Genomic DNA, 12024 nt, shown 5'->3' on the forward strand with positions numbered 1-12024 from the left:
GATGCTGTTCCCGGCCGATCACCCCTGCTTTATCGGTGACGTGGGCCTGGGCATCAATCCCGCGCTGCTCAAGCGCGTGGCCGATGCGGATCTGGTTTTGCTCGTCGGCGGCCGTATGTCGGAGAACCCGAGCCAAGCCTACACCCTGCTCGACATTCCCGTGCCGCGTCAGAAACTGGTGCACGTCCACCCCGACAGCGCCGAGCTGGGCCGCGTCTATCGCCCGACGCTGGCGATCAATACCTCGCCGGCCTCGTTCGCCGAGGCATTGGCCAATGTGAAAGGCCCGTCGCAGCCCGCCTGGGCCGCCGATACGCCCGCCGCGCGCGAATCGTATCTGCGTTGGAGCGATCCGACGACGATTCAAACCCCGGGTCAGCTGCAACTCGGCGGCGTGATGGCGTATCTGGAAAAGGCGTTGCCGGCCGACGCGATCATGACCAACGGCGCGGGCAACTATGCCACCTGGCTGCATCGCTTCCACCGCTTTACCCGCTATGGCACGCAATTGGCCCCAACCTCGGGCTCGATGGGCTATGGCTTGCCGGCGGCAGTCGGCGCCAAGCGCGTACAGCCTGAAAAGACCGTGGTGTGCTTCGCTGGCGATGGTTGCTTCATGATGCACGGTCAGGAGTTCGCAACGGCGGTTCAGTACGACCTGCCCATCATCGTCGTTCTGATCGACAACGGCATGTATGGCACGATCCGCATGCACCAGGAAAAGCATTATCCAGGCCGCATCTCCGCAACGCAGTTGAAGAACCCCGATTTCGCCGCCTATGCGCAGGCCTTTGGCGGCTATGGCGAGCGTGTCGAGACGACCGAACAATTCGGGCCAGCGTTCGAACGCGCAGTCGCCAGCGGCAAGCCGGCGATACTGCACTGCCTGATCGATCCGCAAACGATTACGCCTTCGACCACTTTGGACAATATTCGCGACGCCGCGCTCAAGGCGAAAGCCTGAACGTCGTCTTCGCATTGACGTATTAACCCAGCTTACGAATTCCGTATCGCGCTACATACCGGAGACCCTTATGTCCTCGAATCCTTCTTTTCACTGGCAAGACCCTCTGTTGCTGGATCAGCAACTGACCGACGAAGAGCGCATGGTGCGCGACGCCGCCCTGGCCTATGCGCAAGACAAGCTGGCTCCGCGCGTGCTCGAAGCCTTCCGTCACGAAAAGACCGACCCGGCGATCTTCGCTGAAATGGGCGAACTCGGCCTGCTCGGCGTGACCATCCCGACCGAATACGGCGGCGCTGGCCTGAACTACGTCAGCTACGGTCTGATCGCCCGCGAAGTCGAGCGCGTGGACTCGGGCTATCGTTCGATGATGAGCGTGCAATCGTCGCTGGTGATGGTGCCGATCAATGAATTCGGCAGCGAAGCCCAAAAGCAGAAATACCTGCCCAAGCTGGCCGCTGGCGAATGGATCGGCTGCTTTGGCTTGACCGAGCCGAACCATGGTTCCGATCCCAACGGCATGGAAACCCGCGCCGTGTTCACCGGCGACAGCTACAAGCTGACCGGCAACAAGATGTGGATCACCAACTCGCCGATCGCTGACGTGTTCGTGGTGTGGGCCAAGGCCGTGGGCGGTGAGTTCGACGGCAAGATCCGCGGCTTCATCCTCGAAAAAGGCATGAAGGGTCTGTCCGCCCCCGCGATCCACGGCAAGGTGGGTCTGCGTGCCTCGATCACCGGCGAAATCGTGATGGACGAAGTCGAAGTGTCCGTCGACCAAATGATGCCGGGCGTGTCCGGCCTGCGCGGTCCCTTCACCTGCCTGAACTCGGCTCGCTACGGTATCGCCTGGGGTGCCCTGGGCGCCGCGGAAGCCTGCTGGCATACCGCCCGCCAATACACCCTGGATCGCAAGCAGTTCGGCCGCCCGCTGGCTGCCAATCAGCTGATCCAGAAGAAGCTGGCCGACATGCAAACCGAGATCACGCTCGGCCTGCAAGGCTGCCTGCGTCTGGGCCGCATGAAGGACGAAGGCACCGCCGCCGTCGAAATCACCTCGATCATGAAGCGCAACTCCTGCGGCAAGGCGCTGGACATCGCGCGACTGGCGCGTGACATGCTGGGCGGCAACGGCATCTCCGACGAATTCGGCGTGGCCCGTCACCTGGTCAACCTCGAAGTCGTCAACACCTACGAAGGCACCCATGATGTTCACGCCCTGATTCTGGGTCGTGCACAAACGGGCCTTCAGGCGTTCTGCTAATCGTAGTCGTCTGTCATGGCATTCGGATGAATTCACTGCCTGCTCAGTGATTCATCCAGCATAAAGCCCTCCGCTTTTTTGAGCGGAGGGCTTTTAATTATTTCAGCCAGCGTGGTTGGTGGCATTACCCCGCGTTACTCTTTTGCGTGCGCAACCAGGCGATGACCTCCTCGGCTCGCTCCGATTCCGCCACGTGAGCCCAAAAGTCGCGCCCGTCGTTGTCCGTGGCATATACGTCCACGGGCCGCGTCATGAGCAATGCCAACAACCCGATATTTCCGCGACGGCCGGCCACCATTAAGGGGGTCATGCCATCTCCTCGCGCGAAGTTCACTTCCGCGCCATTCTCACAAAGCGCGGCGGCAATCTCGACATGCTGCTCCTCGACTGCCGCCATGAGGGCACGCCGCCCATCGCTCTCGCGATTCACATCGACGCCGCGTGCGATCAGTTGCATCACGATTTCCAGTGCATTTTCCGACGCCGCCTCCATCAGGACCGTATGGCCAGCGTTGTCCGCGATTTCGATATCTGCCCCTCGGTCTAACAGCAGGATAAATGTCTCAGTATGTCTGGGACTGCATGCGTAGGCCAATGCGGTCATCCCCATGTCATCGCGCGCATTGACATCAGCCCCGTGGTCGAGCAGCGCTCGCGCGATATGGGTATAGCCGTTCCAGCCGGCTTCCATAAGCGCAGTCCTGCCGTAGGCGCATTTAGTATCCGGCTTCGCGCCGGCCCCCAACAGGGCCGTGACGGCATCAAGACGGCCCCTGGTGATTGCGTGAAACAAGGGGGTTTGAGAGTAAACAGGAGCGTCAACGTTGGCCTTGGCATCGATCAAGGCGTTGATCACCTCGACGTCCGCGCTTTGTATGGCCCGCATTAATGCAGTGATCCCCTCGGCGTCAATCCTATTGATATCGAGGTACGGAGCGACTTCTTTGAGTGCCCTGATCACATCGGCATTATTGTTCAATACCGCCACATGATAGGCCGATCGTCCTTCCTCGTCCCAGATGCTGAAATCAAAGCCGGGCCGTTCGGCGGCGAGGCGCCGGATGGCGTCGGCGTCGTTGAGTGCTGGAAATAACTGTTTGCGAGACTCGGCCAGATTGCCGGATAAGTAATTCCAGGTGTAATACAGAAGTTGCGTACCCGCAGAAATAATGGTCATGGTAGCTCTGGGAAATGGATGGCGATCCATACCAGTACCAATCCGTCTCCTCTGAGTTCCATTGACCCGAGGCCCTTCAGCCCTCAGCCACGAAGCAACGCCGGGTAGTCCTACGTTCCCCCTTTAATCCCCCCAGTCGAATCTTCGCTGCAGATACCGCCTATTCCGTCACCGAATTCAATTCAAACAAACTGGTTGCATCAAGTTCCAGCACGATTTCGTCGTGCTGATTCAAGACATTCCAGCTCCAGGTGATGATGCCCAAATTGTGGCGCGAAGTGGACCGCCGCACGCCCTGCACACGTGCGTCCAGCCGCAAAGTGTCGGCCGGCCGTACGGGCACCCGCCAGCGCACTGCGCCTAGACCGGGCGAGCCAAACGATTCGGAATCATGCAGCATCGAATCGACCGCCATCCGCATGGCCAGCGCACAGGTGTGCCAGCCACTGGCAATCAGCCCGCCCCACCGGCCCTGCGTTGCCCTTTCGGGATCGGTATGGAACCACTGAGGATCGTATTGGCGGGCAAACGTGAGAATTTCCTCTTCGGTAACGGTGACCGGTCCGCCTTTGATCACCATGCCTTCCTTGAATTCTGCGAACTTCATGATCGGTCCTTCATAAAACCAGCCAATGCGCGCTGGACGGTAAAGTACGGCAAATGGCGCGCCCGCACTGAGCTACGACGACTCGGCAAAACCGGCATAGAGTGCTAGACCGCAGCCGCTTGCCCCAAACTGTCCCCCGACTCAATCTATGCAGCTAGGATAGACGACTCTATCCTCAATTGCACTGTAGGTATGATGGGGGACGGTGCCTAAACCTAGTGGCGCCTGGAGAAACCAGCAGTGAAAGAATTGAAAGCGACAACGCAACATGACGTCGAGGAAGACCGCAAGATCCACGAGCCACGGCTCTGGTGCGATGACGGCTGGACCGCCCGCGTGATCAAAAACGAGGACGACGATGGCTGGGCGGTCGAAATGATCCAAGACGGGCAAAGCGAGCCCGCACTGGTGGGCCCCTGGACGATGGGACGTGACAAGAAAAATCCGAAGCCGCTGGACCCGCCCGCTTTTTTCACACTGGTAAAGACCGCCACCGAAGTGCTGCGCCGTCACGAGCAACAGCTACACGCCTCGCTGCACAAGAGTGTGAAAATCGACGCGGCGGACGGCCGGCTCACCGTCAAGCTGGATATCGTGCCGGACGAATACGAGCCCTATGCGGTGCTCAGCGCTTACGACGAATTGGGAGAACAACTGGCGCAGGTTCAGGTCCCCCCTACGTACAAACTCAATGTCCAGAGCGCTTCGGAATGGGCGGCCGGTGGCTTTCGCAAGCCGCGCTGACGGTCGGACGCTGCCTTGGCAGCCCGGGCGTCTGCAACAAGCCAGACGCCAATGTCCGAGCCTAGTCGATATCGATCTAGCCATGCCCGTCGCCTCTAGCTCCCTTTATGGGTGCGACCAGTATGGGCTGCTCGCAATGCCACCCGCCTCGGTGCCGACAACCGCGCCAGCGCCGCGCACAGCCCACTCGGGACAAACCGTAGCAGCTACTCCACAGAGATATTCAGTTGTTTGACCAGCTCGGCAAACCTTTTGGTGTCGTTTTTGATCACCGTGGCGAACTGTTCCGACGTCCCTCCCAGCGGAGTCGCGCCCAGCGAAATCAGCTTTTCACGCACTTCTGGCGTGGTCAACGCTGCATTCAAAGCCTTGTTAAGCGTCTGGACGATGTTATCGGGCAGCCCGGCCGGTCCCACCAGTCCGAACCACTGCGTGAATTCGAAGCCGGGCACGCCGACTTCCGCCATCGTGGGAACGTCAGGCAGCAAGGGCGAACGCTCATCGCTCGTGATGGCCAGCGCGCGAAGCTTGCCAGCTTGGATAAAGCTAAGCGTCGGAGGCGGGGAATCGAAATTGATGTCGATCTGACCAGACAAGAGATCGGTGACTGCCTGCGCGCTGCCCTTATAGGGAACGTGTAGCATCGGCACGCCTACGGCTTGCGAGAACATCGCGGCGCCAAAATGCTGCGAGCTGCCCACACCGGAAGAGCCATGCCGTAATCCGCCGGGTTGTTGCTTGGCGACTTGCACGAGTTCTTCCACCGTTTGCGCCTTGATCGCGGGACCCACGACCAATAACAAGGCAGTGCTCGCGACGCGCGCGATGGGCGTGAAGTCCTTGACCACGTCATAGGACAGCTTTGGGTACATCGCTGGTGCCACGGCGTTGGAGTTTTGGTGGGCGAGGAGCAAGGTATATCCATCCGGGGCGGCTCTGGCCACGGCGTCGGCGCCTATCGTGCCCGTGGCGCCAGGCCGGTTTTCGACAATGACGGGCTGCCCCAGCTCCTTTTGCAAACCCTCTGCCACGAGACGAGCCGCGACATCGGTAAAGCCGCCCGGCGCGAAGCCCACGACGATACGTATCGGCTTATCGGGATAAGTGGCGGCAGCGGATGAGCCGACTACGCTGATAGCGAGAACGGCGAATGCCGCCGTGAGGGTCTTCTTAAATTTGAACATACTGTCTCCTTGTTAATAGCAAAAGGCCAAATAAATTTGGCCCTTCTTATTCACTTCGTATGTTTAAGCAGCAAAACCGCTTTCTCGCGCCCGGATAATGGCGACCAGCGTTTCGTTGGTAGGCGTGGGGACACCGACCCTGGCGCCCAGCACGGGGATATAGCCGTTAATCGCGTCGATCTCGGATTTGCGATGCGCGAGGTGATCGAGCAGCATGGACGGACGCGCGTTGGGGATCTTGCTTCCCAGCGCCTTCACATGCTCGATGGGATCATGGCCCACGTCCAGGCGAATATTCATGGCGCGCGCCACGGCGATGGCCTCGCGGGAACACGCCTCGGCGATGCGCCAGGCATCCGCATTCGCCATGACCTGTCCGATCGTCAGTCCCGTCGCGCAGGTGGTGCCTGAAAACGCGACATTCATGATGAGCTTTTCCCAGACCATCTGATTGACGTCATCAAACAGTTTCACTTCAAAGCCAGAGGTACGCCAGACATCGGCTGAACGCTCAAGGTCTTGCCGTGGCAGGCCCGCGTAAGCGCCAAAGCGAATCATCTCCATGCCGTTGTGATGGGCGTGACCCGAAGCCTTGATCGACGCGCCAAAGCCTCCCACGACACCCACGGCGATACGGTCCTTGGGCAAAATCGATGCCGCGATTTCTGGCGATCCGAGCCCGTTTTGTATCGTCTGGATGACCGTCTCGGGCCCCACCAAAGACCGGCTCGCCATAGCCGCCGACTCCACGTCGAAAGACTTCGTGGCGATGATGACCAGGTCGCAGACACCTATGCCCTCCGTGGTCGTGCTTGCCTTGATCTTTACCGTGCGGTCGCCGCTCGCGCCCTCCACGCGCAAGCCGTTTTCGTTCATCGCCTTGACATGGTCTTCCCACAAGGTCACCGCGTAGACCTCATGACCCGCATCTACCATGAGCCCGGCGTAGACCGAGCCCATTGCGCCACACCCTACGATCGCGACTTTAGCCATGTTGAGCTCCTTGATTCGAGGCAGCGCCGAGTTGTTCTACGATGGCGGCCGTGACTTCCTCCGTCGAGGCCTGTCCGCCGATGTCACGCGTTTTAGGACCCGATTTCAGCACCTGTGCCACCGCCTCGCGCAACGATGCGGCCGCCTGCGCGCAGCGCACGTCATCATGTTTGCCGGAAAGCCAGTCCAGCATCATCACCGCTGACAGGATCATCGCGACCGGATTCGCGAGGCCTTGACCCGCAATGTCGGGAGCCGTGCCATGGCTAGGCTGGAACACCGCCATCTCGTCATTCACATCGGCCGAGGGCGCCACGCCGAGGCCACCGACCACGCCCGCGCCTATCTCGGAGGTGATATCGCCGAACACGTTTTCGGTCACGACCACATCGAACCGCTCGGGTTGCGTGACGAACATCATCGAGCCCGCATCGATGTAGATGCGATCCGTCTGCACATCCGGATAACGTTGCGCCACTTCATCGAATACCTTGCGCATGAAGGCATTGCTACGCAGCACATTCGCCTTATCCAATAGGGTCACATGTCCAGGCGTGCCGTAGGTCTTGCGACGGAATCGGGCCTGCTCAAAGGCGACTTTGAATAATTTCTCGCACCCTTGTCGCGTGATCACGAGCCGGTCGCTCATCGACTCGTTACTCTCGGGTATCGGATCATGCCGACCGGCGAACAAGCCTTCGGTCAGCTCGCGGATCACCAGCATGTCGACCTTGTCGGCTTGTATGCGTGACGGCACGCCGGGGAAATACTTGCAGGGGCGCAGGCTCGCCACCAAGCCATATTTTTCACGGATATCGATCTGCGGGGCGATCTCGGTACCGTCGGGTTTGCGAATGCTCGGCAGCCCCATGGCACCGAGCAGAATGGCGTGCGCATCGGCCAGGGCCGCCATCTCGGTTTCATCCATCGATTTGCCGGTCTCGCGATAGTAATCCGCGCCGGCGCGATAGGTCGTGTAGTCCAGCTTAATGCCATGCAGCGCCGATGCGCGATCCAGGACCTTGACGGCCGCGTGGGTCACTTCGGGGCCAATACCGTCTCCCGGCAACAGCACGATCTTGTAGCTTGTCTTGCTCATCCGATTCTCCGATGCCACACCCCTTGTGTGGCCCATCGAAATCATCGGATCCGCACAGGAATCTGAAAAGCAATACTTCGTTCGAGGGGGCATCACCAAACGTGATGGCCTCCACGTATCGGCCAGGCGGCCTAGAGCGAACCTCTCCTGGCTGCGGAGCAATCCTGAAGATGATCCACCAGCAGTCTGGCCACCGGCGGCAAGCTGGCCAGAGCACGCACGCATATGCTCAGCTTGCGACGCGACCAGGGATCGTCAAGCGCAACTTCGAGCAGATTCAATTCAGCGGCATAGAACCGCGCGCAGTGTCGCGGGGCGACAGCAATACCCATTCCTGCTCCGACCATCAGGCACAACGCATCGTAGCCGGTGACGTGCACTTTGATTCGCAACGACTTGCCCAGTCGGGCGGCACCTTCTTCCAGCGCCTTGTTTATGGCGCTGCCTTCTCTCAATCCGACCAAATCCCAATCCAGCAGCTCATCGAATTTGACGTTGCTACGCCGGGCCAGCGGATGGTCTTTGCGGACGACAAGCACAAGGTCGTCATGCTCATAGTCCAGCGTTTCAACGTCTTCGTTATGCGCCAAGGCAGTGTAGATGCCCACATCGGCCTCGTTTTGCGCCACGGCCTTGAGAATATCCGCGCTGTTACGCTCCTCGAGCGCGATCTGGACCTGAGGGTGCAAGCGGCTGAACGTGGCCAGATCTTCGGGCAAAAACTGCGTGATCGCGGAGATGTTCGCAAATACCCGAACCTGACCGCGCACCCCGACCGCATAATCGACCATTTGCGCGTAGGTGTCTTCCAGGGTATGCACCACGTGCCGCGCGAGTCTTAGCAAGGTCAGGCCCGCCTCGGTGGGAACCACGCCGCGATGGCTGCGCTTTAACAAAGGCGCCCGCAAGATCGCTTCCAGCTCGGCCACCCGCTTACTGACGGCGGCGGCGACCAGATGCTCTCTGCGCGCTGCCTGGGCAATGCTGCCCTCCTCGACCACTGCGATGAACAGTCTCAATGACGTTGGGTCAAGCTTCATGCACCGACTCCCCCGGGGCGCACAATCTGCTTCGGATTACGTTCTATGTGGCTGACGAAAACGCCGCCGCCGCGCGGCCAATCCGATCATTCACCGCGCGCCAGGCCGCGTCAGTGGGCGGCGCTTGCACCAAAATGCGTGCGTAACCGCGGCGGTCCAGATCACGCAGCATGGCATAGAGCGATCGGGCATAGCGCGCCGCGTCATTGCCCACCGTATGCCAGTCCACTCGCGGGTCCAGCTGGTCGGGCGCTGCGTCGAAAGCCACGATGGCGATGTGGCCCTGAGGCAGATCCACACCCTGGATCAGGTCATTGAGGCGTTGCTCGGACACCAGCTCTAGCGGCGTATGCGGCGCGTAGTGCGCTTTTAAGGTGCCCGATGCACGTGGCGCGGCCGCGTCTGGCGAGCCAACAGGTTCGCCAAGCACGGCCTCGATCTGCGCGGGCGTGATATGCCCTGGACGCAGCAGCACCGGTCCCAGCCCTTGCGACAGGCGGGACAAGTCCAGAATCGTGGACTCAATGCCAACCTCCGAGGGGCCGCCATCGAGAACCGGCATGCCCCGTGCCACTTCGTCGGGAAACTCGCTACGCACATGGTCGGCATGCGTAGGCGACACTTGTCCGAATTTGTTCGCCGAAGGCGCGGCAACGCCACCGTGGCCGCCGGGTTTACCGGCAGCGAAGGCACGCAACAGCGCCTGCGCGACGGGGTGAGACGGGCAACGCAGCCCTATGCTGTCTTGCCCTCCGCTGACGGCTTCGCCCCGCCCAGGCCTACGCGGCAGGATCAGCGTGAGCGGACCCGGCCAGAAAGCATCGATCAGCCGCAGCGCATGCGGCGGCACCTCGCTCGCCCAATAATGCAGGTCCGCGCCGGGCGCGACATGCACAATCACCGGGTGGTTGGCGGGGCGTCCCTTGGCTGCATAAATACGCGCCACGGCGTCGGCGTTATCTGCGTCCGCGCCGAGCCCATAGACGGTTTCGGTCGGAAATGCAATGAGTTCACCCGCCAGCAGACGCGCAGCCGCTGCCTCGATCACCGATTCGTTATCGGTAATATGCGCGTCACCAGATAGGGGCGTGGCGGGTGTCGTCATCGTGTTTACTCGGGAGCAACCATACCCAGCGCTGCGGCCACGCGAGCCGCATCGGCGCGCGCCTGTTCCAGCGTCGCGCCGACCACGGTGATATGGCCCATCTTGCGTGCGCGGCGGGCTTCGTGCTTGGCGTACAAATGCAGCTTTGCATTCGGTACGGCCAGCGCAGCGGCCCAGTTGGGCTCGCGCGGCGTGTTCGAGCCGGGTTCGAACCAGATATCGCCCAGGATATTGAGCATGACCGCCGGCGCCAGCAGATCAGTGCTACCCAGCGGCAAGCCGGCCATGACACGGGCTTGTTGTTCGAACTGGCTGCTCACGCAGGCATCGATCGTGTAGTGACCGCTGTTATGCGGACGCGGCGCGATTTCATTGACGACGAGGCTACCGTCGGTCAGGACAAAGAATTCCACACAGAGCACGCCGTGGTAACCCAGACCCTGCGCGATAGCGCGGGCGGCCTCGGTCGCCTGCGCCTGACGTTGCAGATGAGCGGGATCGTGGTCCACGGCAGCCACGGTAGAAACCGCCAGGATGCCGTCACGATGCAGGTTACGCGCCACCGGGAACACCACGTCCTGGCCATCGAAACCACGTGCCAGCACCACGGAGATTTCGTAGTCCAGCGGCATCAGGGCTTCGAGCACGCACGGCACGCCTTCGAACTGAGCGAATGCGGCTTGTGCCTCGGCACGACTGGCAACGCGCGCTTGGCCTTTGCCGTCATAGCCCAGACGAGCAACCTTCAAGATACCGGGGAACAGGCTGTCCGGCGCGTCGATCAGATCTTGCTCGGCACGGATCGCGGCATGCGGAGCGACCCGGATGCCCTGCGAGGCGATAAAGGTTTTTTCGGCGATACGATCCTGCACGACTGCTACCGCATCGCCCTTGGGGCTCACGCGGCAGCCAGCGGCGGCTAGCGCACGCAGGCTGTCGGCCGGCACATTCTCGAACTCGGTGGTCACCGCGCGGCACGAGCGCGCCAGTTCAGCCAGCCCCTCGGGATCGTCATAGGCGGCCTGAATATGGCGATCCGCCACGACAGCGGCCGGGCCGTCAGCGGCCGGGTCCAGCACCACGACGCGGTAACCCATGGCTTGCGCCGCATGGCAGAACATGCGTCCGAGTTGGCCGCCACCCAGCATTCCCAGCCAGTCACCGGGAGCAATCGAAAAAGTTTCAGTAGAAGTCGTCATACACGTAGCTCGCCCAGATACGGGCAGTGGCAAGGTCAGGGCTGAGGTGGAACCACCATGTTACGGGCGGCCTCGGTCTGGCGGGCGCGGAAGGCGACCAGTTTGCGATGCAGCTCATCATCGGTGGTTGCCAGGGTCGCGATCAGGTGCAAAGCCGCGTTGGCAGCGCCCGCTTCGCCGATGGCGAAGGTGGCAACCGGAACGCCTTTAGGCATCTGCACGATGGACAAGAGGGAATCCTCGCCGCGCAGATAGCGCGACGGCACGGGTACGCCGAACACGGGCACTTCGGTCAGTGCCGCCATCATGCCGGGCAAGTGTGCCGCGCCGCCGGCGCCAGCGATAATGCCGCGCAGGCCACGCGATCGCGCGGCCGCGCCGTACTGCGCCATATCCTCGGGCATGCGGTGCGCGGAAATCACGCGCGTTTCATGAGGCACGCCAAAAGCCTCGAGCATGTCCACGGCGTTTTTCATGATGTCCCAATCACTGGAGGAACCCATGATCACGCCCACCACAGGCGTCGCGGGTGCGGAGGCAGAAGAAGTCGTCGTCATAGCTGAAAGTGGCAGAGCCAGAAGATGCCGCGCGAAAGCGCGATGCGGCGGGAAACCGCGTATTTTACCCGCCAATGCGGAGCGACCATGC

Annotated in this window: 12 protein-coding genes; 3 read left to right on the forward strand and 9 right to left on the reverse strand. The window is 61.2% G+C overall.

What is annotated here, in order from left to right:
* Positions 1-964: thiamine pyrophosphate-dependent enzyme (locus tag GOQ25_RS04575; protein WP_236844488.1), on the forward strand; the 964-nt coding region annotated here is incomplete at its 5' end.
* A 70-nt stretch (positions 965-1034) separates the two neighbouring features.
* Entirely contained in the window at positions 1035-2228 is a 1194-nt protein-coding gene (locus GOQ25_RS04580) for an acyl-CoA dehydrogenase (RefSeq protein WP_160349275.1), read from the forward strand.
* A gap of 124 nt (positions 2229-2352) precedes the next feature.
* Here the strand turns inward: GOQ25_RS04580 and GOQ25_RS04585 are convergent, their stop codons facing one another.
* Positions 2353-3435: an ankyrin repeat domain-containing protein gene (locus tag GOQ25_RS04585; protein WP_160349276.1), complete on the reverse strand. Its 1083-nt coding sequence runs from the start codon at positions 3433-3435 to the stop codon at positions 2353-2355.
* 130 nt (positions 3436-3565) lie between these two features.
* A complete protein-coding gene (locus GOQ25_RS04590; RefSeq protein WP_160349277.1) occupies positions 3566-4012 on the reverse strand; it encodes a MaoC family dehydratase in 447 nt (148 codons plus the stop codon).
* 249 nt (positions 4013-4261) lie between these two features.
* Here GOQ25_RS04590 and GOQ25_RS04595 point away from each other — a divergent pair, with 249 nt between their 5' ends.
* Complete coding sequence (locus GOQ25_RS04595; RefSeq protein ID WP_160349406.1) at positions 4262-4756, forward strand: hypothetical protein; 495 nt, start codon at positions 4262-4264, stop codon at positions 4754-4756.
* 206 nt (positions 4757-4962) lie between these two features.
* Here the strand turns inward: GOQ25_RS04595 and GOQ25_RS04600 are convergent, their stop codons facing one another.
* The 7 genes from GOQ25_RS04600 to purE all read right to left on the reverse strand — a co-directional run bounded on the left by GOQ25_RS04600 (position 4963) and on the right by purE (position 11933).
* Positions 4963-5940: a tripartite tricarboxylate transporter substrate binding protein gene (locus GOQ25_RS04600; protein WP_160349278.1), complete on the reverse strand. Its 978-nt coding sequence runs from the start codon at positions 5938-5940 to the stop codon at positions 4963-4965.
* A gap of 63 nt (positions 5941-6003) precedes the next feature.
* Positions 6004-6933 (reverse strand): ketopantoate reductase family protein, encoded by a 930-nt coding sequence (locus GOQ25_RS04605; RefSeq protein ID WP_160349279.1) that lies wholly within the window; start codon positions 6931-6933, stop codon positions 6004-6006.
* Positions 6926-8032, reverse strand: a complete 1107-nt coding sequence (locus tag GOQ25_RS04610) for an isocitrate/isopropylmalate dehydrogenase family protein (protein ID WP_160349280.1) — start codon at positions 8030-8032, stop codon at positions 6926-6928. The genes GOQ25_RS04605 and GOQ25_RS04610 overlap by 8 nt, the downstream gene beginning before the upstream one ends.
* Positions 8033-8163: 131 nt before the next feature.
* The gene (locus GOQ25_RS04615; RefSeq protein WP_160349281.1) at positions 8164-9072 is read right to left on the reverse strand and encodes a LysR family transcriptional regulator; all 909 of its coding nucleotides are present in this window, start codon (positions 9070-9072) and stop codon (positions 8164-8166) included.
* Between the two features lie 43 nt (positions 9073-9115).
* On the reverse strand, positions 9116-10177 hold the full coding sequence (locus GOQ25_RS04620) for an L-threonylcarbamoyladenylate synthase (RefSeq protein WP_160349282.1): 1062 nt from the start codon (positions 10175-10177) through the stop codon (positions 9116-9118).
* 5 nt (positions 10178-10182) lie between these two features.
* Positions 10183-11376 carry a 5-(carboxyamino)imidazole ribonucleotide synthase gene (locus GOQ25_RS04625; RefSeq protein WP_160349283.1) on the reverse strand — a complete coding sequence of 398 codons (1194 nt, stop codon included), beginning with the start codon at positions 11374-11376 and terminating at the stop codon, positions 10183-10185.
* A 35-nt stretch (positions 11377-11411) separates the two neighbouring features.
* Entirely contained in the window at positions 11412-11933 is a 522-nt protein-coding gene (purE, locus tag GOQ25_RS04630; RefSeq protein ID WP_160349284.1) for a 5-(carboxyamino)imidazole ribonucleotide mutase, read from the reverse strand.
* Between the last annotated feature and the right edge of the window lie 91 nt (positions 11934-12024).

Origin of the sequence: Bordetella sp. 15P40C-2 (assembly GCF_009763235.1) — a bacterium.
Lineage (GTDB): Bacteria > Pseudomonadota > Gammaproteobacteria > Burkholderiales > Burkholderiaceae_B > Bordetella_A.

Coding starts and splice junctions, on each gene's coding strand:
- GOQ25_RS04580 (WP_160349275.1), top strand. CDS start 1,035: ATGTCCTCGAATCCTTCTTTTCACTGGCAAGACCCTCTGTTGCTGGAT.
- GOQ25_RS04585 (WP_160349276.1), bottom strand. CDS start 3,435: ATGGATCGCCATCCATTTCCCAGAGCTACCATGACCATTATTTCTGCG.
- GOQ25_RS04590 (WP_160349277.1), bottom strand. CDS start 4,012: ATGAAGTTCGCAGAATTCAAGGAAGGCATGGTGATCAAAGGCGGACCG.
- GOQ25_RS04600 (WP_160349278.1), bottom strand. CDS start 5,940: ATGTTCAAATTTAAGAAGACCCTCACGGCGGCATTCGCCGTTCTCGCT.
- GOQ25_RS04605 (WP_160349279.1), bottom strand. CDS start 6,933: ATGGCTAAAGTCGCGATCGTAGGGTGTGGCGCAATGGGCTCGGTCTAC.
- GOQ25_RS04610 (WP_160349280.1), bottom strand. CDS start 8,032: ATGAGCAAGACAAGCTACAAGATCGTGCTGTTGCCGGGAGACGGTATT.
- GOQ25_RS04615 (WP_160349281.1), bottom strand. CDS start 9,072: ATGAAGCTTGACCCAACGTCATTGAGACTGTTCATCGCAGTGGTCGAG.
- GOQ25_RS04620 (WP_160349282.1), bottom strand. CDS start 10,177: ATGACGACACCCGCCACGCCCCTATCTGGTGACGCGCATATTACCGAT.
- GOQ25_RS04625 (WP_160349283.1), bottom strand. CDS start 11,376: ATGACGACTTCTACTGAAACTTTTTCGATTGCTCCCGGTGACTGGCTG.
- purE (WP_160349284.1), bottom strand. CDS start 11,933: ATGACGACGACTTCTTCTGCCTCCGCACCCGCGACGCCTGTGGTGGGC.